This is a genomic window from Stenotrophomonas sp. TWI700, from assembly GCF_039673645.1.
GTDB lineage: Bacteria > Pseudomonadota > Gammaproteobacteria > Xanthomonadales > Xanthomonadaceae > Stenotrophomonas > Stenotrophomonas maltophilia_AA.
Genome location: NZ_JBDJMB010000021.1, coordinates 44394 through 68659 on the forward strand (window position 1 = coordinate 44394; position 24266 = coordinate 68659).

General features: G+C 67.0%; 22 protein-coding genes. 11 read left to right on the plus strand and 11 right to left on the minus strand.

Annotation, left to right across the window (positions count from 1 at the left end; genetic code table 11):
• Positions 1-3 precede the first annotated feature (3 nt).
• Positions 4-873 (plus strand): endonuclease/exonuclease/phosphatase family protein, encoded by an 870-nt coding sequence (locus tag ABE473_RS14365; RefSeq protein ID WP_346489960.1) that lies wholly within the window; start codon positions 4-6, stop codon positions 871-873.
• 276 nt (positions 874-1149) lie between these two features.
• On the opposite strand, the gene ABE473_RS14370 is transcribed toward ABE473_RS14365, so the two are convergent.
• A complete protein-coding gene (locus ABE473_RS14370) occupies positions 1150-4662 on the minus strand; it encodes an Rne/Rng family ribonuclease (RefSeq protein WP_346489944.1) in 3513 nt (1170 codons plus the stop codon).
• Between the two features lie 442 nt (positions 4663-5104).
• Between ABE473_RS14370 and ABE473_RS14375 the strand changes: the two genes are divergently transcribed.
• The gene (locus ABE473_RS14375; RefSeq protein WP_019182886.1) at positions 5105-6043 is read left to right on the plus strand and encodes an RluA family pseudouridine synthase; all 939 of its coding nucleotides are present in this window, start codon (positions 5105-5107) and stop codon (positions 6041-6043) included.
• A gap of 177 nt (positions 6044-6220) precedes the next feature.
• Here the strand turns inward: ABE473_RS14375 and zupT are convergent, their stop codons facing one another.
• The 3 genes from zupT to ABE473_RS14390 form a co-directional block, all read right to left on the minus strand.
• A complete protein-coding gene (gene zupT, locus ABE473_RS14380) occupies positions 6221-7030 on the minus strand; it encodes a zinc transporter ZupT (protein ID WP_176989452.1) in 810 nt (269 codons plus the stop codon).
• 107 nt (positions 7031-7137) lie between these two features.
• Positions 7138-7557: an energy transducer TonB gene (locus tag ABE473_RS14385; RefSeq protein ID WP_346489945.1), complete on the minus strand. Its 420-nt coding sequence runs from the start codon at positions 7555-7557 to the stop codon at positions 7138-7140.
• A 4-nt stretch (positions 7558-7561) separates the two neighbouring features.
• Complete coding sequence (locus ABE473_RS14390; protein ID WP_176989454.1) at positions 7562-7903, minus strand: 4a-hydroxytetrahydrobiopterin dehydratase; 342 nt, start codon at positions 7901-7903, stop codon at positions 7562-7564.
• A 90-nt stretch (positions 7904-7993) separates the two neighbouring features.
• Between ABE473_RS14390 and ABE473_RS14395 the strand changes: the two genes are divergently transcribed.
• Both ABE473_RS14395 and ABE473_RS14400 read left to right on the plus strand, forming a co-directional pair.
• On the plus strand, positions 7994-8593 hold the full coding sequence (locus tag ABE473_RS14395; protein WP_176989455.1) for an NfuA family Fe-S biogenesis protein: 600 nt from the start codon (positions 7994-7996) through the stop codon (positions 8591-8593).
• 9 nt (positions 8594-8602) lie between these two features.
• Positions 8603-10354 (plus strand): hypothetical protein, encoded by a 1752-nt coding sequence (locus ABE473_RS14400; protein WP_346489946.1) that lies wholly within the window; start codon positions 8603-8605, stop codon positions 10352-10354.
• A 108-nt stretch (positions 10355-10462) separates the two neighbouring features.
• On the opposite strand, the gene ABE473_RS14405 is transcribed toward ABE473_RS14400, so the two are convergent.
• Together ABE473_RS14405 and ABE473_RS14410 are read right to left on the minus strand one after the other, a co-directional pair.
• Entirely contained in the window at positions 10463-10909 is a 447-nt protein-coding gene (locus tag ABE473_RS14405) for a barstar family protein (protein ID WP_346489947.1), read from the minus strand.
• The gene (locus ABE473_RS14410; protein ID WP_346489948.1) at positions 10906-11394 is read right to left on the minus strand and encodes a ribonuclease domain-containing protein; all 489 of its coding nucleotides are present in this window, start codon (positions 11392-11394) and stop codon (positions 10906-10908) included. Before ABE473_RS14410 ends, ABE473_RS14405 begins: the two co-directional genes overlap by 4 nt.
• Positions 11395-11660: 266 nt before the next feature.
• On the opposite strand from ABE473_RS14410, the gene ABE473_RS14415 reads away from it, so the two are divergent.
• The gene (locus tag ABE473_RS14415; protein ID WP_346489949.1) at positions 11661-12272 is read left to right on the plus strand and encodes a superoxide dismutase; all 612 of its coding nucleotides are present in this window, start codon (positions 11661-11663) and stop codon (positions 12270-12272) included.
• 72 nt (positions 12273-12344) lie between these two features.
• On the opposite strand, the gene ABE473_RS14420 is transcribed toward ABE473_RS14415, so the two are convergent.
• A complete protein-coding gene (locus ABE473_RS14420; protein ID WP_346489950.1) occupies positions 12345-13133 on the minus strand; it encodes an endonuclease/exonuclease/phosphatase family protein in 789 nt (262 codons plus the stop codon).
• 237 nt (positions 13134-13370) lie between these two features.
• Between ABE473_RS14420 and ABE473_RS14425 the strand changes: the two genes are divergently transcribed.
• Together ABE473_RS14425 and ABE473_RS14430 are read left to right on the plus strand one after the other, a co-directional pair.
• On the plus strand, positions 13371-14933 hold the full coding sequence (locus ABE473_RS14425) for an oligopeptide:H+ symporter (RefSeq protein ID WP_176989460.1): 1563 nt from the start codon (positions 13371-13373) through the stop codon (positions 14931-14933).
• A 7-nt stretch (positions 14934-14940) separates the two neighbouring features.
• On the plus strand, positions 14941-15564 hold the full coding sequence (locus tag ABE473_RS14430; protein ID WP_346489951.1) for a rhomboid family intramembrane serine protease: 624 nt from the start codon (positions 14941-14943) through the stop codon (positions 15562-15564).
• 40 nt (positions 15565-15604) lie between these two features.
• Here the strand turns inward: ABE473_RS14430 and ABE473_RS14435 are convergent, their stop codons facing one another.
• Complete coding sequence (locus tag ABE473_RS14435) at positions 15605-15784, minus strand: hypothetical protein (protein WP_019182899.1); 180 nt, start codon at positions 15782-15784, stop codon at positions 15605-15607.
• A gap of 212 nt (positions 15785-15996) precedes the next feature.
• On the opposite strand from ABE473_RS14435, the gene ABE473_RS14440 reads away from it, so the two are divergent.
• The 3 genes from ABE473_RS14440 to cfa all read left to right on the plus strand — a co-directional run bounded on the left by ABE473_RS14440 (position 15997) and on the right by cfa (position 18352).
• The gene (locus ABE473_RS14440) at positions 15997-16299 is read left to right on the plus strand and encodes a GNAT family N-acetyltransferase (protein WP_176989462.1); all 303 of its coding nucleotides are present in this window, start codon (positions 15997-15999) and stop codon (positions 16297-16299) included.
• A gap of 65 nt (positions 16300-16364) precedes the next feature.
• Positions 16365-17219: a DUF3298 domain-containing protein gene (locus ABE473_RS14445; protein WP_346489952.1), complete on the plus strand. Its 855-nt coding sequence runs from the start codon at positions 16365-16367 to the stop codon at positions 17217-17219.
• A gap of 14 nt (positions 17220-17233) precedes the next feature.
• Entirely contained in the window at positions 17234-18352 is a 1119-nt protein-coding gene (gene cfa / locus ABE473_RS14450; RefSeq protein WP_346478203.1) for a cyclopropane fatty acyl phospholipid synthase, read from the plus strand.
• A 66-nt stretch (positions 18353-18418) separates the two neighbouring features.
• Here cfa and ABE473_RS14455 read toward each other — a convergent pair whose 3' ends face one another.
• The gene (locus ABE473_RS14455) at positions 18419-20590 is read right to left on the minus strand and encodes a M3 family metallopeptidase (RefSeq protein WP_346489953.1); all 2172 of its coding nucleotides are present in this window, start codon (positions 20588-20590) and stop codon (positions 18419-18421) included.
• 162 nt (positions 20591-20752) lie between these two features.
• Between ABE473_RS14455 and ABE473_RS14460 the strand changes: the two genes are divergently transcribed.
• Positions 20753-21235 (plus strand): glutathione peroxidase, encoded by a 483-nt coding sequence (locus ABE473_RS14460; RefSeq protein WP_346489954.1) that lies wholly within the window; start codon positions 20753-20755, stop codon positions 21233-21235.
• Between the two features lie 108 nt (positions 21236-21343).
• Here ABE473_RS14460 and ABE473_RS14465 read toward each other — a convergent pair whose 3' ends face one another.
• Complete coding sequence (locus ABE473_RS14465; protein ID WP_121038039.1) at positions 21344-22123, minus strand: ferredoxin--NADP reductase; 780 nt, start codon at positions 22121-22123, stop codon at positions 21344-21346.
• 95 nt (positions 22124-22218) lie between these two features.
• Positions 22219-24090 carry an ABC transporter ATP-binding protein gene (locus ABE473_RS14470; protein WP_346489955.1) on the minus strand — a complete coding sequence of 624 codons (1872 nt, stop codon included), beginning with the start codon at positions 24088-24090 and terminating at the stop codon, positions 22219-22221.
• Between the last annotated feature and the right edge of the window lie 176 nt (positions 24091-24266).

A 24266-nucleotide genomic window follows, 5' to 3' on the forward strand; every position in this document is an offset into this window, starting at 1 on the left:
CAGATGACGAAGATGATGGGCGGCCTGCTGGCCGCCGCGCTGGCGTTGGCGTTGGCGCCACTGCCTGCGTGGGCGCAGGCCACCGGGGCAGGGCAGGAGATGACCATGGTCACCTTCAACCTGCACCACGACCGCGAAGACTGGCCGGCCCGCCGCCAGGTCATCCTGCGCGAACTGCAGGCGCTCCGGCCCGACGCAATCGCGTTGCAGGAAGTGATCCAGAAGCCCCACGTGCGCAACCAGGCCGCATGGCTGGCGCGCAAGCTCGGCTACGACTACCAGTTCGTCTCCACCGATCCGCCGGGGCGTTTCAAACGCTACGGCAATGCCTTGCTGACCCGTCGCCCGGTGTTGTCGCGCAACGACCACCTGCTGGCACCGATCAACGACTACCGAACCGTGGCGCATCTGCGCATCGATGTGGACGGCCGCCCGGTCAATGTCTACGCCACGCACTTGAACGAGCGCTCGGACGAAGCCGGCAGCCGCATCCGCGGCGAGCAGGTCGCGGATCTGCTGGCGTTCATCGCGCAGACCGCGGGCGACGCGCCGGTGGTGGTGGCCGGTGACTTCAATGCGCTGGTGGATGCCGGTGACCTGAGCGAGCTGCGTAATCATTACGGCGACAGCTACGGCAGCGTGCACGTCAACAACGAACTGGCCCAGGTCAGTACGCTCAACCGGCACTACTACGAAGCACCCTCGCGCATCGACCACATTTTCTTCCAGCAGGACCGGTTGCTCGCCCGCGAGGCGAAGATCCTGTTCGACCAGCCGTATGCCGATGGCCGCTGGGCCTCGGATCACTACGGTGTGTGGACCCGGCTGCAGTTTGCGCCGGGCACCGGAAACGCCGGGGCGACGGCGCCCTGAAGCATGCGCTGCGTCGTCGGTGACGGCGTAGCGCGCGATGGCCGCATCCACGCATGGCGTGGATCTACCCTTTATGTATCCCGTGCAGTATCCACGCATGGCGTGGGTCTATCCTTGCTGCGTCCGATGGCATGGGTAGATCCACGCCATGCGTGGATGCTCTCAGTGCCGCCATCATGACCGCCTGACGCACGCCGCTTGCTGCGCCATCCAATACCCCAAACGCAGACAGCGGCCCGAAGGCCGCTGTCTGTTTGGTGCGTCACTCACCCAGGATCAGGGCGTGTCGTTCTTTTCCTGCTTTTCCTGGTCAGCCTTGTCGCCTTCGTCGGCCTGCGGGGCATCGGTCGGGATGTCCTCGCGGGCTTCGGCCTGCGCAGCCTGTTCGGCAGCGTTGGTGGCGGCCGGGGTTTCGCTGGCGGCCGAACCGAACAGCTGACCGTTGTGCACAACCGGGCCGGACGAGGCCGATTCGGTACGGGCCTGCGGGGCTGCCGACTGTGCCGGGGCCTGGGTCGCGTCGACGGCATCCAGCATGCTGGTCTGCACCGGCGCGGCGGTCGGCTCCTTCACTTCCTGCGCAGCGGTCTCAACGACCGGAGCCGCCGGAGCAGCCACCGGCGCCGGAGCCGCCGGAGCAGCGACCGGAGCCGGAGCCACCGGAGCAGCGACCGGAGCCGGAGCCACCGGAGCAGCGACCGGAGCCGGAGCCGCCGGAGCAGCCACCGGAGCCGGAGCCACCGGAGCAGCGACCGGAGCCGGCGCCGCGGGAGCAGCTGCCGGGGCCGGAGCCGCCGGAGCAGCTACCGGAGCCGGAGCAGCCACCGGGGCCGAAACCACCGGAGCAGCCACCGGCTCAACCGGACGCGCAGCTTCCACCGGCGCGGCCGGCTGAGCAGCAACCGGGGTCGGCCGCGGGCTTTCCACGAACGGCACCGGGTCGTTGTACGAGGCCGGCGCCTTCTCGGTGATCGGCTCGACTGCCGGGGCGGATGCCTTTTCAACGACCGGGGTCGGAACCTTCTCGACAACCGGTGCAGCCACCGGGGCCGGGGTCGGCTCGGTGTGACCGGCGGTCACGACCGGGCTGCTGACCACGGCGACCGGCGCCGCGGCAGCGACGGCCGCCACGGGGGCCGGGCGCGGGGCCTGGACCGGTGCGGGGGCAGCGGCCGGCGCGTTGCCGGATTCGTCGTCGAACTCGAACTCGGGCTGCGGCTGACCGTTGTTGGCCACCTGACGCTCGGCCGGGGCAGCGGTGCCGCCGTCCTGATCGCCGTCCTGGTCGTCGCCATCGTCATCCAGACCGTTGTCGTCACCGTTCAGGCCATCGCTGCCGGCAGCCTGCTCGCCATTGCCACGACGACGGCGACGGCCACCGCGACGACCACGACGACGGCGCGAGGCGCCTTCACCCGTACCGTCTTCGGCATTGGCCGGCGCGTCACCCTGTTCGATGGCGTCGGTGTCGCTCAGCTGTGCATCCTCGGCCGGGGCGGCCTTGGCCGTTTCCTGGACGTGGGCGGCCGGCGCGGCGGCATCGGTGGCCACCACGGCAGCCGCAGCGATCACGGCGGCGTCGGCAGCGACCGGTGCAGTGCTGGTCGGCTTCGGTGCATCGGCCTGCGGCTGGCGCGCGGGCTTTTCGCTCACGGCCGACTTTTCACCTTCGTTCTGCTGCGGCTTGGCCTGGCCGTTCTGGCCCTGCTTCTGCTTCAGCTTCGGCTGCTGCTGGTCATTGCGCGGTTCATTGCGCGGCTTGGCCGGCTGCTGCTCGTTGCGCGGCTTGCCCTGGCCGGGTGCCTGCACCTGCGCGGCGTTGCCATTGGCCGGTGCGGCGGCGGTGTCCTGACGGCGCTCGTCGCGACGCTCGCCCTTCGGGCCGCGTTCGCCACGCTCACCACGGTCCTTGCCACGGCCCTGCGCCTGCGCATTGCCGTTGCCACTCCGTTCGCCACGCTCATCACGACGGCCATTGCGGTCCTTGCCGTTGCGATCCTTGTTGCGACCGTTGCGGTTGCCGTCCTGGCCCGGGCGGTTGCTCGGCTGCGGTGCGGCGGCCGGGGCCGGTTCGCCACCGAAGATGCGCTTCAGCCAACCCACCACGCCGGTTGCAGCCGGTGCGGCAACGGGGGCGGCGACCGGGGCCGGTGCGGCCTCCGGTTCCGGGGCTTCACGCACCGGGGCCGGCTGGCTGTGCTTGACCTGGGTCACCACGGGGGCGACCGGGATGTTCAGCTGGGCCTTGGTCAGCGCGTGCACCGGCAGCTTGCGCGGGGTGCCGCGCTGGTAGCTCGGCTTGCCGCTTTCTTCGCCCAGCTCGTTCTCGCGCAGGCGGGTCACTTCGTAATGCGGGGTGTGCAGCTGCTCGTCGGCGACGATCACGATCGGCGCGTCATGGCGCTGTTCGATCTCACGCAGCGCGCTGCGCTTTTCGTTGAGCAGGTAGTTGGCGATCTCGACCGGGGCCTGGACCAGCACCTGCCCGGTGTTCTCCTTCATCGCATGCTCTTCAGCCACGCGGATGATGGACAGCGACAGCGACTCGACGCTGCGCATGCGGCCATGGCCGTCGCAACGCGGGCAGACGATCTGGCTGGATTCGCCCAGGCTCGGACGCAGGCGCTGGCGGCTCATTTCCATCAGGCCGAAGCGCGAGATGCGGCCCAGCTGCACGCGCGCACGGTCGTACTTGAGCGCGTTCTGCAGGCGGTTCTCGACTTCGCGCTGGTGCTTGTTGGAGGCCATGTCGATGAAATCGATGACCACCAGGCCGCCCAGGTCGCGCAGGCGCAGCTGGCGGGCCACTTCGTCGGCCGCTTCCAGGTTGGTCTGGAAGGCGGTGTCCTCGATGTCGCTGCCCTTGGTGGCGCGCGAGGAGTTGACGTCGATGGCGGTCAGCGCTTCGGTCTGGTCGACCACGATCGAGCCGCCGGACGGCAGGCGGACATTGCGTTCATACGCGCCTTCGATCTGCGATTCGATCTGGAAGCGGTTGAACAGCGGGATGTCGTCCTTGTAATGCTTGAGCTTGCGCAGGGTCTGCGGCATCACCTGCTGCATGAACTCCTGGGCGGTCTCGTACAGCTCTTCGGTGTCCACCAGGATCTCGCCGACATCGGCGCGCAGGTAGTCACGCAGGGCGCGCACGATCAGGCGCGATTCCTGGTAGATCAGGAACGAGGCCGGCTTGGTCAGCGCCGCTTCGGCGATCGACTTCCAGACCTGCAGCAGGTAATCCAGATCCCACTGCAGCTCTTCGGCATCGCGGCCGACGCCGGCGGTGCGGATGATCACGCCCATGTCGTCGGGGATGTTCAGCTTGTCCAGCGCTTCTTTCAGCGCGGCGCGGTCTTCGCCCTCGATGCGACGCGAGACGCCACCGGCGCTCGGCGAATTCGGCATCAGGACCATGTAGCGGCCGGCCAGCGAGATGAACGTGGTCAGGGCAGCGCCCTTGTTGCCGCGCTCTTCCTTGTCCACCTGGACCACGACTTCCTGGCCCTCACGCAGCAGCTCGCGGATGCCGGCCTTGTTGTGGTCAACGCCGGCCTGGAAGTAATCGCGGGAGATTTCCTTCAGCGGCAGGAAGCCATGGCGCTCGCCGCCGTATTCGACGAAAGCGGCCTCCAGCGAAGGCTCAAGGCGCGTGATGCGGCCCTTGTAGATGTTCGACTTCTTCTGTTCCTTGGACGGCTGTTCGATGTCGATGTCGTACAGCGTCTGGCCATCCACGATGGCTACCCGCAGCTCTTCAGCCTGCGTGGCATTGATCAGCATTCGCTTCATTCTTGCGTTCCTCGCGCGCTGCTACCGCGCGGAACGCCATGGGGTTTCGCTTCTGGTCACGCTTCACCGCCCATCGCGCATGCGCGGGGAGGGCAGTTTGGGTTTCCAGCGCTACAACACCACGGCAGGCCGCGGGAGCGCTTCATTTGTTTTGGTTTGGGTGTTACTGGGCCGGAGGCAGCTTTCAGCCAGGCTGGAGCGCCACAGGGACATGTTCAGCGCGAATGCGTGTCAGACATCCGGCGATGGCCGGGACCGCCGGTGAGCCGCTAACATGGCCGCCCCGGGGGCGGTGGCTGCGCACTGTGCCGGAATCGAGGGAAGTCGGGCTTCTGGCCCAGAGCAACTTCCAACGAAATCAATCCCTTATCTCGCCCGCCGAGTGTAACAGAATAAAAGGCCAATGACCGTTACCGAGCCCACCCCCAAAGCCGCTGAAGCCATGACCAGCGTACGTATCATCACTGTCCCGGCCGACCGCGCCGGGCAACGCCTGGACAACTTCCTGCTCGGCCAGCTCAAGGGTGCACCGCGCAGCCTGATCTACAAGCTCGTCCGCAGTGGCCAGGTCCGCGTCAACGGCGGCCGCGCCAAGGCCGAGCGCAAGCTCGAGGGCGGCGACGAAGTGCGGGTTCCGCCCGTCCGTCTCAACGAGGAGGGCGACAAGGCCGGACCGCCCGCCGCGTTCATGAAACGACTGGAAGATGCCATCGTGTTCGAAGACGATCGGCTGCTGGCGCTGAACAAACCGTCGGGCGTGGCCAGCCACGGCGGCAGCGGCATCAGCTTCGGCGCGATCGAAACCCTGCGCGCGCTGCGCCCGGGCAAGACCCTGGAGCTGGTCCATCGGCTGGACCGGGATACCTCGGGCCTGCTGATCGTGGCCAAGAAGCGCTCGGCCCTGAGCGAGCTGCAGGCGCTGCTGCGCGAAGACCATGGCGCCGGCATCCGCAAGCGCTACCTGACCCTGCTGGCGGGCCGCATGCCCGATGGCACCATGACCGTGGACGCCCCGCTGCACGTGGGCCTGCGCCAGGGCGGCGAGCGCCATGTCCAGGTCAACCCGATCGGCAAGGAGTCGATCAGCCACTTCAAGGTGCTGGAGCGCAAGGGTGGGCATTCGTACTGCGAGGTGCGGATCGAAACCGGCCGCACCCACCAGATCCGCGTCCACGCCCAGCATCTGGGGCATCCGGTGGCCGGTGACGACAAGTACGGCGATCCGGACGTCAACAAGCGGCTTCGTGAGCAGATCGGGCTGAAGCGCCTGTTCCTGCACGCGGCCTCGCTGGAGTTCGCGCTGGACGCGGGCAAGACGCCGTATCTGATCAATGCACCGCTCGCCGAGGAGCTGGTCGAGGTGTTGAACCGGTTGAAGTGAGCGCCGGCAGATAAGGCCGTGCCGAACGGAGGGCAGTGCCGGCCGCTGGCCGGCTCTGCACAGTCTTGATCGACATCGGGAAGAGCCGGCCAGCGGCCGGCACTACCGGGTGGTGGAGCCCGACGCCGACGTTATCGGGTGGCAGGGCCCGGTGTCATCGGGTTGCGGCCTACGGTCTCACCATTTGAACAACACCAGGCTGATCGCCAGGCTGCCCATGCCGGCCACGAGTCCGTACACGGTCTCGTGGCCCTTGGCGTAGCGCTTGGCCGCGGGCAGGAGTTCGTCCAGGGCCAGGAACACCATCACGCCCGAAATGATCCCGAACACCCAGCCGAAGGTGGCGTGGTTGAGCACCCCGGACAACAGGACATAACCGATGGCCGCGCCGATCGGTTCGGCCAGGCCGGACAGCAGGCTGGCCCCGAACGCATAGAACTTGTTCTGCGTGGCGAAGTACACCGGCACCGCGATCGCGATGCCCTCGGGGATGTTGTGGATGGCGATGGCGAAGGCCAGCGGCATGCCGACCGACGGGCTCTCCAGCGTGGCGAAAAACGTTGCCAGGCCCTCCGGGAAATTGTGCGCGGTGATCGCCACCGCGGTCAGCAGGCCGACCCGTTTGATGTAGGCCTTGTTGTTGTCGCGGAACAGCGGATCCTGCTTGTCCAGGCTCTCGTGCGGGTTCGGGATCAGGTGGTCGATCACCACGATCAGCAGCACGCCGACCAGGAAGGCCGCGGTGCCATAGGCGAAGCCCAGCCGGGCGTCGTAGGCCTGGGTGAACGAGTCGATCGCCTTGTTGAGGATCTCGGTCAGCGAGACGAAGACCATCGCGCCGCCGGCAAAGGCCAGCCCGAACGCCAGCAGGCGCGGGTTGGGCCGGCGTGAGAACAGCACCATCAGGCTGCCCAGCGCGGTGGCCAGGCCGGCGGCCAGGGTCACCGCCAGGGCGATCCATACGTTTTCACTGGAGATATCAGGCATCCGCCAACGCGTCCTTGTAGAAGTGCAACGCGCCCCGGGCAGCAACACCGGGGCGCGGATCGGGGGGCACGAGGCTTGCGGCGGCTGACCTCAACACAACGCGGCGATCAGCCGCCGCGACGCAGCCGTTCTTCGACCGCGAAGCACTGGTCGGGCTTGGGCTGCGGTGGATTGAAGCTGACCGGCACCTGGATCGTGGTCGAGACCGCCTGGCCGGCGCGGGTGGCGGCCTTGAACTGCCAGGCCTGCACGGCCTTCTGTGCCTGCTCGTCGAGCTGGGCGTTGCCACTGCCGCTGGCGAGCTGGACCTGGCTGGGCTGGCCGTCGGCCGCGATGGTCACCTTGAAGGTGCTGGTGCCGCCGATCCCTTGGCAGGCCAGTTCGATCGGGTACTCCGGTGGTGGCGTCTTGACCGCCGCGACCTCGGTGGGGGCGGCGACCGGGGCGGCCGGTTCGGCGGGCGTCTTGTTGCAGCCCGCCAGAGCGACCAGGGCAAGGCTGGACAGTGCGATGTACGGCAGTTTCATGGGCTTACTCCGTCAGGGCCGAGGCTTTCGCCGCGCAGATGAAGTCGTTCTCGCTCAGGCCACCCACGTCGTGGGTGGAGAAGCGCACCACGGCGCGGTCGTAATGCACGCCCAGGTCCGGGTGGTGGTCTTCGCGATGGGCCACCCAGGCGAGCGCGTTCACGAAGGCCATGGTGCCGTGGTAGTTGTCGAAGCGGAAGGTACGGGTCAGCGCCTGGCCGGCCTCGGCCAGCTCCCAGCCCGGGACCTGGGCCAGCAGCTCGGTGACCCGGGCGGCGCCGAGCTTGTGGTCGCTGCCTTTGCGCGGCACGCAATGGGCTTGGGCCAGCGGAATCAGGTCGGCCATGGGTTCCTCCACATCTGGATGACTGAACAATGCGCGGTCGGGTGTATAAACCGAATGAGCGCATAACAAGGGATTGGCTAGAATAGCCCGATGATCCAGATATCCGACACTGCCCAATCCTATTTCCGCAAACTGATCGAGCGTGAGGCCGTGCCCGGCATGGGTGTGCGCCTGACCGCCGTCGATGCGGGTACCCCGCGCGCCGATGCCCGCCTGGAGTTCGCCGATCCCAGCGAACTGCTCGGTGATGAGTGGGCGGTGGACTGCGATGGCTTCACCCTCTACGTGGCCGCCACCAGCGTGGCCTGGGTCGATGGCGCCGAGATCGATTTCGTCACCAATGCGACCGGCAGCCAGCAGCTGACCATCAAGGCGCCCAAGATCAAGGGCGAGGCGCCGACGGAAGGTTCCTCGCTGGTCGAACGCGTGCGCTGGGTGGTGGAGAACGAAGTCAATCCCCAGCTGGCCTCGCATGGCGGCAAGGTCGCGGTGCAGGAAGTTTCGGCCGAAGGCGTGGTGCTGCTGCGCTTCGGTGGCGGCTGCCAGGGCTGCGGCATGGCCGACGTCACGCTCAAGCAGGGCATCGAAAAGACGCTGATGGGCCGCGTGCCCGGCATCACCGCGGTGCGCGACGCGACCGACCACGACAGTGGCGACGCGCCGTACATTCCCCGCGGCACGGCTGCCTGATCGCACTGCGTGCCACTGCGCCGGGCTGACGACATCCTCGATTGGCTGCTGGCTCGCCAGCCGGATAAGCGCATTCTCGAAAAAACCACGGGCCTCCCTTACGGGTGGGGCCTGTGGCTGCGTGCGTTGTCGCCGCTGCCGCGGCCGTTCCGCGCCAGCGAGGTGCTGGCCGAGCTGGCCCAGCGTGCGCCTGTTCCACACGGCGGACGCCTGCCGGCGCTGAGTTTCGCCCAGGCGATGCGTCGCCTGCTCTGGCAGGGCTGGGATCCGGCGCCGCGCGACCAGCGCTGGATGCGCTGGACCTCGGCGGTGATCAGCGCATTGCTGCATCTGATGTTCGCCCTGTTGCTGCTGTGGGTCGCCTTGGTCCGGCCGCCGAGCGAACCGGAGCAGGGCGGTGAGAGCGGGCGTGTGCAGGTGGCCTTCGTGGGTCGCGGCACCCCGCAACAGGAGGAGGGCGGCCAGCCGGCCGCCGAACCGGCGACCGCGGACGCCGCCCGTGCCGCAGCGACCGACAGCGCCCAGGCGGTGGCCTCGGCCGGTGCCGACGCGCGTGAGCCGTCTGCCTCGGCGCCGCAGCCCGTCGCCGCGCCTGCACCGCCCAGTGAACCGCAGCCGGCGCCTCCCGCGCCGTCGACGCCCGCGGTGGAGCAGCCTGTGCAGGCGACCGAGGTCGCCCAGGCCACGACGGATTTCGTGGTGCCGCCCACCAGCGTGCCGCGCACCGAAGTGCGTGTGGTGCCACGCGACCCGCAGGATATCGCCGTGCGCGAGCGCACCGTGGTGACCGTGGAAGCACCGACGCCGCGCAGCACCGTACCCACGCTGCGCCCGGCCGAACCGCAACTGCGGACACCCGACCTCACCGTGCAGGAGCGCCAGGTCACCGTGGTCGAAGCACCCGCCCCGGTCGTTACGGTGCCGGGCCCGCGGGTGGATGCCACGCTCCCGCAACGCGAGGTGCAGGTACGCGAGCGTGAGATCCGGCCGGTCACCGCACCCGCGGTGACGATGGCGACGCTGCCCGCGCGCGAGGTCAGCGTGCCGGGCCGATCGCCGGAGGTCGCCGTGCGCGAACGCGCGGTGCCCAATGCCGCGCCACGCCCGGAATCTCCTTCGCCGACCGCGGCAAGCAGTACCGCGACGGCCCCGGCAGCGACCCGTTCCAGTACCGCCGCCAGTGCGTCCAGCACCAGCGCGGCCAATGCGACGCGTGCGCCCGCCCGGCAGACGGCAGCGGCGCCGGGCAGCTGGGCCACGCCGAACCGCGCGGACGACTGGGGTGCGGCCAACCATCCGCAGGATGCCGATCTCAATGGCCGGGCCGTGAGTGCGACCCAGGGCACCGGCGGCAGCCTGTTCAAGGCCGATGGCAGTGTGCGCGTCCCGGGCCAGGCTGGTGCCGGCAATACCGAGCGCGGCGCGCCCGGTGGCGACAAGGACGGCTGGAGCAAGGAGCGCATCGCGCAGTCCGGCACCTGGCTCAAGCGCCCGCCGTACGACTACACCCCGACCTCGTTCGACAAGTACTGGGCACCCAACGAATCGCTGCTGGCCGAATGGGTCCGCAAGGGCATCAAGTCGGTCGAGATCCCGATCCCGGGCACGAGCTCGTCGATCTCGTGCGTGATTTCCGTCCTGCAGTTCGGCGGTGGTTGCGGCCTGAATGATCCGAACATGCAGGACCAGCCCGCCATCGCGCGGCCGCCGCCGGACATCCCGTTCAAGAAAGAACTGCAGGAAGACAACGGCAGCCGCTGAGGCGCGGCCTCGGCGGCGGGTAGAGCGACGCCATGCGTCGCTGTGTTCCGGCCGGGTGTCACGGCACCTCGCAGCCACGCATGGCGTGGCTCTACGGGATGCTGGGCGTTACGGTGCGGTGTCCGCGTCCAGTTCCACGTCCGCATCCTGCAATGCGACGAAGGCCCAGAACGGCACGTTGCTGTCGCTCCAGTAGCGGCTGGCTTCGTCGAGCACCTCCAGCAGCGTGTCGAACTCCGCCCCGGCCTCGCTGCGCAGGGCATCGGCATCACTGAAGAACAGCGCGTAGCCGTTGGCCGGCAGCCACGCCAGGTCACGCAGGTTGTCGGTCAGCGCATCCCAGTTGCCGCCGAAGCCGGTCGGGAAGTCCAGGCGCGCGGCCAGTCGCATCAGCAGCGTGCGCTTGTCCTGGCAGCCGGCCAGGTCGATCTGGATCACGCGCAGGCCGGCATCGCGCATCGCTGCCGACAAAGGGGCGACATCGTCATTGCCGATCGCATAGATGCCGGCGTTGTTGATGTCGTGCAGGCCCAACTCGAATCCGTCATGCGTCATTGCCAGCTCCCGGCAGGTGGAACGTCGAAACTGCGGAACGTTTCATAGTGATCATCGGTATAGAACCAGCCGGTAGGGGGTGTGCCGCCGGTGACGATGCGCCGCGCGCCGCGATTGCCGGCGCCGGGCGTGTCCACCGTGTATTCGTGGTAGTAGCCGCGCGGTCGCTGCGGCAGGCGTTGTTCGCGGTTGCTGAAAATGCTGCCGTCCTGCCGGTGCGGGAACGGGCCGCCGCGCTGGATCAACGCGATGGTGTCGCGCGCTTCGGCGGGCAGGAACGGGGGCAGCGGATCGCGTGCCGCCTTGGGCGCGGCTGTCGATGACGCCGTTGTCGATGACCCCGCTGCACCGGCGGCCGGCGCACTCTCCGGCTGGGTCAGCGAGGGGGCGAACTGCGGCGCGGGCGGGCGCTGTGCCAGCTTGATGGCGGCCAGGCCACCGACCAGCAGCACGATGGCGATCAACAACAGCAGCGGCTTGCGCATGAGGGGCCAGGGCGATGGGCGAGGGGACTACTCTACTGCGATCATCGACCTGCACGGTGAGGCCCAGCCGAACAGGCGTGCTGCACTGCGATGGACGCCGTGCCGCGTGCGTGTGCCGTCACTGTCGCGTAACGATCCCGACACGCTATCGACCGCGCAGGACGAAGTTTCCTTTACATGGCCCTTGGTAAGCTTGTCGGCCATCCCCATCATCGACACCGCAACGCCCGGTCTTTGCCGGGCGAGTGAGCTACCAGGAGAACCACATGGCCTATACCCTCCCCAAGCTGTCCTACGCCTACGACGCGCTCGAGCCGCATATCGACGCAGCGACGATGGAAATCCACCACACCAAGCATCACCAGACGTACATCAACAACGTCAACGCAGCGCTGGAAGGCACCGAGTTCGCCGACCTGCCGGTGGAAGAACTGGTCAAGAAGACCAAGTCGCTGCCGGAGAACCTGCAGGGCGTCGTGCGCAACAACGGCGGCGGCCACGCCAACCACACCCTGTTCTGGACCGTGATGTCGCCCAACGGCGGCGGCGCTCCGGTCGGCGATGTGGCCAAGGCCATCGATTCGCAGCTGGGCGGCCTCGAGAAGTTCAAGGAAGCCTTCACCAAGGCGGCCCTGACCCGCTTCGGCAGTGGCTGGGCCTGGCTGAGCGTCACCCCGGACAAGAAGATCGTGGTGGAAAGCAGCGCCAACCAGGACAGCCCGCTGATGGACGGCAACACGCCGATCCTGGCGTTGGACGTGTGGGAACACGCGTACTACCTGAAGTACCAGAACCGTCGCCCGGAATACATCGGCGCGTTCTTCAACGTCGTCGACTGGAATGAAGTCGAGCGTCGTTACCAGGACGCCATCGCCTGATCGGCACGGTCACCTGACACACGAACGGCCAGGCAGCGATGCCTGGCCGTTTTTCGTTGGGACCCGCCCGGCTCAGGGCGCGCTGGTGCTTTCCGGGGCCTGCAGGCGCAGGGTAGCCATCGTGCCCAGGCGCATCGCCGTGGCATCACCGTCGCTGGCCGGCAGCGTGATGCTGTCCTGGCGGATACCGCCGAAGGACTTGACCTGGAACAGCACATCCAGCCCGTGGCCCCGTGCCGCGCCGGCCAGCGAAGGCGGGTCCACGCGTTCGCCCGGGTTCTTGCGGGCCGGCTGGAAGCCCGGCGTGCTGCCCACCAGTTCGGTGATCTCGGCCGAAAAATCGCCCGCGATCAGCGAGGGCAGGCCGTCGGCGGTCGCGCCGATCCAGGTCATCAGGTCGCTGGTCTGGTGCCGGCGGATCTGTGCATCGTCCGGCTCCGGCCGCAGCCGGGCGACATAGATGTTGATCAATTCTTGGCGCAGCTTGACCCGCAGCATGCCCGCCGCGCTGAACTGGCCGGGCGGATGCAGCAGGGTGACCGCATCATCGGTCACGGGCAGCCGGGTGAGCATGGCGCTGCCGTGCCTTAGCAGCTGGCTGGGCGGGTCCGCGGTGACGAAATCGCAGCTGTAGCGCAGTCGGCTGGCCAGCCAGCAGGCCGGGTTGCGGCCCTGGGTCTGCCGCACACGCTGCACCGCGATCACGTCCGGCTGCATGGATTCGAGCAGCTGCAGCACCTGGTCACGGCGCTGCTGCCACTGCGCATCGTCCAGGGTCGGCAGCTCCAGCGTCGCGATCTTCAGCGAGGGCAGGGCGTCTTCGGCCTGGCGCGCATGTGCCAGGGCGGCGGGGGCCGTCATCAACAGCAGCAGGATCCAGCCTGGCCAACGTCGGGTCCCACCGGTGATGTGCGTGCGCATAACGATAAGTTTACGCTTCCGCCGTCGACGATCCGTGACATGGGGCCCACCGGCGGCGGTGGTTCCTGATCGGCCTGCCATGTCCGGCAGCGGCTGTCATGCAGCTGTGCAGCGTGCGCTGGGGTGGGGCGTTCCGGTAATCTTGGTTCTTTCGTGTTCGCAGGACAGCCCCACAGGATGAGCAATATCGCAGCCGCCAGCGCCGGCAAAGGAAAGATGCCGCGCCAGATTCCCTACATCATCGGCAATGAGGCCTGCGAACGCTTCAGCTTCTACGGGATGCGCAACATCCTGGTGCAGTTCCTGATCACCTCGCTGCTGCTGCAGGAGATCACTGCCGATGGCCGCGCCGGCGAGGCGAAGGACATCATGCACAGCTTCATGATCGGCGTGTATTTCTTCCCGCTGCTCGGTGGCTGGCTGGCCGACAAATTCTTCGGCAAGTACCACACCATCCTGTGGTTCAGCCTGATCTACTGCGCCGGTCATGCCTGCCTGGCCATCTTCGAGGACAGCCGCCAGGGCTTCTTCGTCGGCCTGGGCCTGATCGCGCTGGGCGCCGGTGGCATCAAGCCGCTGGTCGCTTCGTTCATGGGCGACCAGTTCGACCAGAGCAACAAGCACCTGGCCAAGGTCGTCTTCGATGCCTTCTACTGGATCATCAACTTCGGCTCGCTGTTCGCCTCGCTGCTGATTCCGCTGGCACTGAAGAACCTCGGCCCGGCGTGGGCGTTCGGCATCCCGGGCATCCTGATGTTCGTGGCGACCTTCGTGTTCTGGATGGGCCGCAAGCGCTATGTGCTGGTGCCGCTGCCGCCGAAAGACCCGCATTCGTTCGGCAATGTCGTGCGCACCGCGCTGTCGGCGCAGGTGCCGGGCAAGGGCCGTCCGGGCCGGACGCTGGCGATCCTCGGCGCGGTGCTGGCGGTGGCCTCGATGGGGCTGGTCGGCAGCCTGGGCATCGTGATCTGCCTGTGCATCGCCCTGGTTCTGCTGCTGGCCGGTATCGGTGGCGGTACCTGGATGCAGCTGGACCGCGCCCGCGCGGTGCACCCGGCCGAAGCGGTCGAGGGCGTGCGCTCGGTGCTGCGCGTGCTGGTGATCTTCGCGCTGACCACCCCGTTCTTCTCGCTGTTCGACCAGAAGGCCTCGACCTGGGTCCTGCAGGGCCAGCAGATGGCCATGCCGAGCTGGTTCACCGCCTCGCAGATGCAGGCGCTGAACCCGTTGCTGGTGATGATCCTGATCCCGTTCAACAACCTGGTGCTGTACCCGATGCTGCGCCGCTTCGGCTTCGAGCCCACCGCGCTGCGCCGCATGACCGCCGGTATCGCCTTCAGCGGCCTGGCCTGGATCGTGGTCGGCGGCATCCAGGTGATGATGGACGGCGGCAACGTCATGTCGATCTTCTGGCAGATGCTGCCGTACGCGCTGCTGACCTTCGGTGAGGTGCTGGTTTCGGCCACCGGCCTGGAGTTCGCCTACAGCCAGGCGCCGCAGGCGATGAAGGGCGTGGTGATGAGCTTCTGGAACCTGACCACCACCATCGGCAACCTGTGGGTGCTGCTGTCCAACGCGGCGGTGCGCAACGATACGGTCACCCACCAGATCGCCAGTACGGGATTGAGCGAGGCGGCGTTCCTGATGTTCTTCTTCGCCGGTTTCGCGTTCCTGGCGGCGTTGGCCTTCGGTTGGTACGCCAAGCGCTATCGTATGGTCGACAACTACCGCACCGCCTGAGCCTGACATGACCCCAGTCAACCTGCTGCTGATCGCCATCACCGTCATCGTGTCGTGGATGGCGTTCAAGAACCGCGCGCTGGCCGACCGCCTGATCCTGTGGCCGCCCGCGGTGGACCGCAACCGTCAGTACGACCGGCTGATCACGTACGGGTTCATCCACGCCGATCTGTCGCACCTGGCGTTCAACATGATCACGCTGTTCTTCTTCGGCGGCTTCATCGAACAGCTGATGTTGGAGTTGAGCGGCAGCTACCTGACCTATCCGGCGTTCTACCTGGGTGCGTTGCTGGTCTCGATCCTGCCGAGTTATCTGAAGAACCAGAAGAACCCGAGCTACCTCAGCCTGGGGGCCTCGGGCGCGGTCTCGGCGGTGCTGTTCGCCTTCATCCTGATCAAGCCGTGGTCGATCATCCTGGTGCTGTTCATTCCGGCCCCGGCGATCATCTATGCGGTGTTCTATGTCGGCTACAGCATCTGGATGGACCGCCGCGGCGGCGATCGCATCAACCACAGCGCGCACCTGGCCGGTGCAGCCTTCGGCGTGCTGTTCATGCTCGCCATGCAGCCGAGCATCTTCAGCCACTTCCTGCGTGAGCTGAGCAACCCGACCTTCAGCCTCGGCGGTTGAGTCGGGGGCGTACCGACCAACGGTCGGTACCTCCCCCCCCTCAGGCGGCCTTCTTGCCGTCCACGCCATAGGTGCTGAGCAGCCGGGCATAGACCTCGTGGTTGATCTGGTCGAATTCCCAGCCCTGGGTCTGGCCGTTCACGGCCAGCTGGAACAGGCCTTCGAGCAGGGAGCTGTCGGCATCGCCGTGGGCGGCGGGGGCAGGTGCGGTGTTGTCCATGCGGACCTCCGGAGAGCGGGTGCGTACAGGCAGGTCTTCGCAAAAGCCATGCCAGCTTTCACGCCCTGTCCGAATCCGATATCGGCTTGAGCCGCCCAGGCTTTAGGGCGGCAAGTGACGCGCCGCGTCGCTGCTTGCCCCTGTTCAGGCTTCACGCGATCATGGCGGCCGGCTGCGCACTATCGCTGCAGTCGCCGCAGGAGACACCGCTCATGGCTTCGGTCACGCCGCCCGGACTGGCTTACGAGGTGGAGCACGATCTGGCCAATCACCGGTTCCAGGCCCGGGTCAAAGGGCATCTGGCACTGCTGGATTACCAGATCAAGCGCAAGCGGATGGTCATCACCCACACCGAGGTGCCCGAGCCGATCGCCGGGCGCGGGGTCGCGGGCGAACTGACCAAGGTGGCGCTGCGCTATGCGCGCGACAACAAGTTCAAGGTCGTGCCGGCCTGCGCATACGCCGAGGCGTTCCTGCAGCGGCATGAGGAGTACGACGACCTGCTGGTCCGATGAGGGCAGCGGGTCATGCTTCAGGGATGGCTGATCATGATGGTGGGTTACAACAAGGGGATTTCAGGATGAACATCGCAGGAAACCGTCGCGCGCTGCGCGCCAGCGCGTTGGCCTTGGCTATGGGCGTGGTGCTGGTCGCAGGCTGCAAGCGCGACGGCGACACACAGGCCCCGGCGACGCCGGCCGACACCGCCGCCGAACCAGCCGCGCCCGCGGTGGCGCCCGAGGCGCCGCTCGAGCTGCGCGACGTGATCGAGACCTCGCCGCAGGCCGTGGTCGGGATCACCTACCCGCCGGACATCGCCCGTTATCCGGGTCTGGCCAAGGTGCTGGGTGGCTACGCCGACAGTGCGCGGGCAGAGCTGCAGCAGGCGCTGGACGGGCTGGGCAACGACAAGCCGACCATGCCTTACGAGCTGTCGCTGACCTTCGAGAAGGTCCTGGAAACGCCGCAGCTGGTGGTGGTGACCGCCGATGGCAGCCGCTACACCGGTGGCGCCCATGGCGAGCCGCTGGTGGCGCGTTTCGTGTGGCTGCCGGAACAGCAGCAGATGCTCACCGCCGACAAGCTGGTGGCGGACGCCAAGGGCTGGAAGGCGATCAGTGATTACGTGGCCGATCAGCTGCGCGAGCGCGTGGCGACCCGGTTGAGTGGCGATGAAATGGAGCCGGCGCAGATGCAGGAATCGCTGCGCAACGCGAGCCGGATGATCGCCGACGGCACCGGGCCGAGCGCGGACAACTTCAGCCAGTTCCAGCCGCTGACCGGTTCCGACGGACGCATCTCTGCGATACGCTTCGTGTTCCCGCCCTACCAGGTAGGGCCGTACTCGGACGGCACGCAGACCGTGGACGTCCCGGCCGCCGTGCTGGTGCCGCACGTGGGTCAGGATGTCGCAGGGTTGTTCGCCCGGGGCTGATCGACGGAGGCGATGTGGACGCTGGGCTGCAACGACGGGTCACAGGGTTGCTGCATGAGGCGGGGGTCACCGTTGACGGTGACCAGCCGCAGGACATCACGGTGCACGACCCGCGCTTCTACGCGCGGGTCATGGCGCAGGGCTCGCTGGGCCTGGGCGAGAGTTACATGGACGGGCACTGGGATGCCCGCGCGCTGGACGACTTCCTCTTTCATCTGATGCAGGCGCATCTGGACGAGCGCGTGCACGGCTGGCGCGACCTGGCCGATGCGCTGAAGGCGCGGGTGTTCAACCTGCAGGCCGGGGCGGGCAGTTTCGAGGTCGGCCGGCGTCATTACGATCTGGGCAATGATCTGTACGAGGCGATGCTGGGCCAGCGGCTGGTCTACAGCTGCGGATACTGGCGCGAGGCCACGGACCTGGATGCGGCCCAGGAGGCCAAGCTCGATCTGATCTGCCGCAAGCTGGGGCTGCGCCCCGGGCAACGGATTCTCGATATCGGCTGTGGGTGGGGCGAGGCGCTGAAGTTCGCGGCGGAGCGCTATGGCGTGTCCGGCGTGGGGGTGACGATCTCGCAGGAGCAGGCGGAGTATGCGCGGCAGTTGTGCGCGGGCCTGCCGATCGAGATCCGGCTGCAGGACTACCACGACGTGGAGGAATCGTTCGACGCGATCCTGTCGGTGGGCATGTTCGAGCATGTGGGCGACAAGAACTACCGCGGCTACTTCGAGATGGCGCGGCGCTGCCTGCGACCGGAGGGTCTGTTCCTGCTGCATTCGATCGGGAGCAATCTGTCGCGGCATCGCACCGATCCGTGGATCGCGAAGTACATCTTCCCGAACTCCATGCTGCCTTCGGCGGCACAGGTCACCGAGGCGCTGGAAGGGCTGTTCGTGCTCGAGGATTGGCACAACTTCGGCACGGATTACGATCGGACACTGCAGGCGTGGCGGGCCAACATCGAAGCGGCGTGGCCGCGGCTGGATGCGCAGCGCTATGACGAACGGTTCCGCCGGATGTGGCGGTTCTACCTGGCCGGGTCGATGGCGAGTTTCCGCTGCCGGCATGCGCAGTTGTGGCAGTTGGTGCTGTCGCCGAACGGCGTGCCTGGGGGGTTTGTGGCGCCGCGTTGAGTGAGCCATGAAAAACGCCCGGCAGTGCCGGGCGTTTTCCGTACAGCGCGTCGTTGGAACGGACGCTTACTTCTTGCCGTCACCCGAGGTCAGGCCGCGCTTCTCGAGCAGGGGCTCGATCTGCGGCTCATGCCCGGCGAAATTGCGGAACAGTTCCATCGCATCGACACTGCCGCCCTTGGACAGCAGGGTCTGGCGGAAGTGATCGCCGTTCTTGCGGCTCAGGCCACCGTTCTCGCGGAACCACTTCTGGGTGTTGGCGTCCAGCACCTCCGACCAGATGTAGGCGTAGTAGCCGGCCGAGTAGCCGCCCATGATGTGGCTGAAGTATGGGGTCTTGTAACGCGGCGGGACCGGCGCGTAGAAGATGCCGTCCTTGGCCAGGGCCTCGGCTTCGAACTTCATGACGTCCTTGGCGGCCGGCACCTGGTCCGGGCCGATCTGGTGCCAGCGCTGGTCGAGCATGGCCGCACCGAGGTATTCGGTGGTGGCGAAGCCCTGGTTGAACTTGGCGGCGGCGACGACCTTGTCGAGCAGGGCCTGCGGCATGGCCGTGCCGTTCTGGTAGTGCTTGGCGTAGTTCTTCAGGATGACCGGATCATCGGCCCACATCTCGTTGACCTGCGAGGGGAACTCGACGAAGTCGCGCGGCACCGAGGTGCCCGAGAAGTAGGGGTACTTCACGTTCGAGAACATGCCGTGCAGGGCGTGGCCGAATTCGTGGAAGGTGGTGGTGACTTCATCCCAGGTCAGCAGGGTCGGCTTGCCGGCCGGCGGCTTGGGGATGTTGAGGTGGTTGGCGACCACCGGCTTGAAGCCGGTCAGTTCCGACTGCGACACGTAGGAGTTCATCCACGCACCGCCGCGCTTGGAGGCGCGTGCATACGGGTCGAAGATGAAGATCGCCAGCTGGCTGCCGTCGGCATCGAACACGTCGTAGACGGTGACGTCCTCGTGGTAGACCGGCAGGTCGGTGCGCTGCTTGAAGGTCAGGCCGAACTCGAGCTGGGCGGCGTGGAAGACGCCGTTCTCGAGCACGTTCTTCATTTCGAAGTACGGCTTGAGCTGGGATTCGTCGAAGTTGTACTTGGCCTGGCGCACCTTCTCGCTGTAGAAGGCCCAGTCCCACGCTTCCAGCTTGAAGGTCGGCTTGCCGGCGGCCTTCTGTTCCTTGTCGATCATCGTCTGCAGATCGGCGGCTTCGCGCTTGGCGTTCGCCACTGCGGCCGGTGCCAGCTGGCCGAGCATCGCGTTGACGGCTTCGGGCGTCTTGGCGGTCTGGTTGGTGAGGTTGTAGGCGGCGAAGTTCGCAAAGCCCATCAGCTTGGCCTTGTCGGCACGCAGCTGCATGATGCGCGAGACCAGGGCGGTGTTGTCGTACTCGCCGCCGCGGCTGCCGCGGGTCACCGAGGCTTCGTAGATCTTCTGGCGCAGCGCGCGGTTGGCCAGGTTGGTCAGCGGCGGCTGGCCGGTGGTGTTGAGCAGGGTGATGACGTACTTGCCGTCCTGGCCACGGGCCTTGGCGGCTTCGGCGGCGGCGGAGATCTGTTCCTGCGAGAGGCCGTCCAGTTCCTTGACGTCGTCGACGGTGATCGCCGAAGCGTTCACTTCGGCCAGCACGTTCTGGCTGAACTTGGTGCCCAGGTTGGCCAGTTCGGCGTTCATTTCCTTGAGCTTGGTCTTGTCCGCTTCGGACAGCTTGGCGCCGGCGCGGACGTAGTTCTCATAGTACTTCTCGACCAGGCGCACGCCTTCGGCGTCGAGGCCGAGCTGGGTGCGGGTGTCGTACAGGGTCTGGATGCGGGCGAACAGCTTGCCGTTCAGCGCGATGGCGTCGCTGTGCGCGGCGAAGCGCGCGGAGTAATCGGCCTGCAGCTTCTTGCGTGCGTCGTTGGTGTCGGCGCCGACCAGGCTGAAGAACACGGTGGTGGCGCGATCCAGGGTGTCACCGCTCTTTTCCAGGGCGATGAGGGTGTTGTCGAAGGTCGGCTTGGCCTTGTTGTTGGCGATCGCCTCGACTTCCTTCAGCTGCTGGGCCATGCCGGCGTCGAAAGCGGGGGCGAAGTCGCTGTCCTTGATCTTGTCGAACTGCGGGAAGTGCAGCGGCAGCGGGCTGTCGGCGAAGAACGGGTTGGCCTGCTGGGCGGCGGTCGCGGCCGGGGTGGCGGCGGTGGCGGAATAGGCGGGCAGGGCAAGGCCGAGGGTCACGGCGACGGCGAGGGCAAGACGGGTGGTCAAGGGGAAATCTCCGGTCAGACAAGTCTTTGAGGGTAACCCGAGCCGTTGCGGAGGGGCTTGTGTCGAAAGGCATGTTTTGGCCAGAGCAGGCCGGCTCCCCACATCGCCAGGCCGCACGCGCTGGGCGGGCTAATATGAGGTCTTTCCACCGGAGCCCCTGCCATGACCACTGCCTTCGATTTCCCGTTCGTGGATCTGTCCGGTCAGCCGCAGGCGTTGGCGCAGTACCGGGGCAAGGTGTTGCTGCTGGTCAATGTGGCCAGCAAGTGCGGGTTCACGCCGCAGTACGAGGGGCTGGAAGCGCTGTGGCGGGAGTTCGGGCCGCGGGGGCTGGTGGTGGTCGGGTTTCCCTGCGATCAGTTCGGGCACCAGGAGCCGGGGGATGCGGCGCAGATCGGGGAGTTCTGTTCACTGACCTACGGGGTCAGTTTCCCGATGTCGGACAAGGTCGAGGTCAACGGCGACGGCGCCGATCCGCTGTGGCAGTGGCTCAAGCGCGAGAAGGCCGGGGTGCTGGGGACGCGCGGGATCAAGTGGAACTTCAGCAAGTTCCTGATCGGCCGCGAGGGGCAGGTGCTGGAGCGGTATGCGCCGACCGACACGCCGGCATCGCTGCGCGGGGATATCGAGGCCGCGCTGGGTTGACGGCGTCGCCCGGCCAGGGCCACGGCGACGGGTAGAGCCGGCCGCTGGCCGGCTCCTCGTGTTGCATCAACTTTGGCGGGGTCCAGCCACGCATGGCGTGGCTCCACCTTATTTTTCGACGAACGCGCGCTCGAACACGTAATGGCCGGGGGTTCCGATGCGCGGCGAGGTCTGGAAGCCGCGGCTGTCCAGCACGGTGCGCAGGTCGGCCAGCATCTGCGGGCTGCCGCAGATCATGGCGCGGTCGTTTTCCGGGTCCAGCGGCGGCAGGCCGAGGGTTTTCTGCATCTCGCCGCTTTCCATCAGCGAGGTCAGGCGGCCCTGGTTCGGGAAGGCTTCGCGGGTCACGGCCGGGTAGTAGAGCAGCTTGTCGCCGATCATCTCGCCGAGGAACTCGTGCTCGCGCAGTTCCTTCTCGAACAGGTCGCGGTAGGCCAGGTCCTTTTCGTAGCGCACGCCGTGGGTGAGGATCACCTTGTCGAAGCGCTCGTAGGTTTCCGGATCCTTGATCACCGACAGCCACGGCGCCAGGCCGGTGCCGGTGCCGAGCAGGTACAGGTGCTTGCCCGGGTGCAGGTCGCTGATCAACAGCGTGCCGGTGGGCTTCTTGCCGACCAGTACCTTGTCGCCCGGCTGGATGTGCTGCAGGCGCGAGGTCAGCGGGCCGTCCTGGACCTTGATGCTGAAGAACTCCAGGTTCTCTTCCCAGTTGGCACTGGCGATGGAGTACGCGCGCAGCAGCGGGCGCGCTTCGGTTTCCAGGCCGATCATCACGAACTGGCCGTTCTCGAAGCGGAAGCCGCTGTCGCGGGTCGTGGTGAAGCTGAAGTAGGCGTCGGTCCAGTGACGGACCTCAAGCACCGTTTCGGCGCCAAAAGCGGAAGACATGGGGGTGGGGTTCTGGTCGGTTTCGTCGGGTCTAGTTTATCTCAAATGAGATAAATTCTCATTGACTGGCCGGACAGGCCCGTCAAGCGGGGGTTTCAGCGGTAGCCGGCCGCCTGCAGCTCGAACAGTTCGGCATAACGGCCGCCCTGGGTCATCAGTTCGGCGTGGGTGCCGCTGGCCTCGATACGGCCGCCGGCGAGCACCAGGATGCGGTCGGCCATGCGCACCGAGGAAAAGCGGTGCGAGATCAGCACGGCGGTGCGGTTGTCGGACAGTTCTTTGAACCGCTGGAACACCTCGAACTCGCTGCGCGCATCCAATGCGGCGGTTGGTTCGTCCAGGATCATGACCTGCGCATCGCGCATGTAGGCACGCGCGATCGCGATCTTCTGCCACTGCCCGCCGGACAGGTCCACGCCCATCTTGAAGCGGCGGCCGATGAGCTGGTCGTAGCCACCGGGCAGGCCGGCGATGACCTCGTCGGCCATGCCGCGGCGGGCGGCATCGCGGATGCGGGCGTCGTCGGTCATCGCCTCGACCAGGCCGACGCCGATGTTCTCGCCGGCGCTGAGGTTGTAGCGCACGAAGTCCTGGAAGATCACGCCCATGTTGGCGCGCAGGTCATCCAGGTCGTAATCGCGCAGGTCGCGGCCATCGAGCAGGATGCGGCCTTCGTCGGGGTCGTACAGACGGGCCAGCAGCTTGACCAGGGTGGTTTTGCCGGCACCGTTCTCGCCGACCAGGGCCAGCACTTCGCCGGCGCGCAGTTCGAAATCCAGGTGGCGCACTGCCCAGTTTTCGGCATCGGGATAACGGAAGCCGACGTTCTCGAACACGAAGCCGTCGGTGATCGGCTGCGGAATGGCGACCGCGTCCGGGCGCGAATGGATCTCCGGTTGGATCTGGAAGAACGAGAACAGATCGTCCAGATACAACGCCTGCCCGGCGACCTGCGAAAACCCGATCAGCAGGCCTTCGAGCAGTTGGCGCAGGCGCAGGAAACTGCCGGCGAGGAAGGTCAGGTCACCGATGGAGAAATCACCGCGCACGGTGCGCCACGCGATGTAGGCGTAGGCCGCGTAATAGCCCAGCGTCCCCAGTGCGGCCAGCAGCGTGCCCCAGATCGCGCGCTTGCGGGCCAGCGCGCGGTTGGCGAGATAGAACTTCTCGGCCAGCAGTTTGTAGCGATCAATCAGGAACCGATGGAGGTTGAAGATCTTCACCTCCTTGGCGGTTTCCACGCTGGCCCCGATCTGGCGCAGGTATTCCAGCTGACGGCGCTCCGGCGTCCACTGGAAATTGAGGCTGTAGCCGGCAGCGTTGAAATGCGATTCGCCGATGAACGCCGGGATCAGCGCGACCGCGAGCAGCAGGATCAACCACGGCGCGTACACGATCAGGCCGACCGCGAGACTGGCCACGGTGATGCTGTCCTGCACCTGGCCGAACAGCTGGCTCATCAGGTTCATGCGGCCCATGGTCTGGCGCCGTGCGCGGTCCAGCTTGTCCTGCAGGTCGGGGTCTTCGAAGTCCTCCAGATCCAGCTCGGCCGCGTGTTCCATCAGGCGCACGCTGGTGACGTTGGTGAACAGCTCCGACAGCAGCGTATCGGCGTAGCTGACCATGCGGCCGAGCAGGTCCGAGGCCATCGCCAGGCCGAACTCGAGTGCGAGCAGCCCGAGCAGCGGGTTCAGCAGCCCGCTGGAGAGCGCCTCGCCGAACGGCGGGAAACCCGCATCGTGCTGGCTGAGCAGCACCGCCGCATCGATGATCAGTTTGCCGACATAGAGCATCGCCACCGGCAGCAAGGCACGGATCACGCGCAGGCCCAGGCTGGCCAGGGTCAGCCCTGGGCTGGTCTGCCAGACCTGGCGCAGGAACGGGGGCAGGTTGCGCATCGCATTGACGCGCTCGCGCAGGCTGGGGTTCTTCTGGCCGGGTGCACCGGCAGCGGGGGAGGCGGGCATGGACGGTATTGTGCGCGCCGTGGCCGTGGTTGATGCATGAATTCAGTGCATGCGCAGATTGCAGACGCGGACGCACCGGAGCCGGTAGTGCGGGCGGGGGCCGGGGGCCCAGCCCCCCCCCGCCCCCCCCAGCCGCACCGCGCCCCGCCGCCGGCCCCCCCAAAACACACAACAAC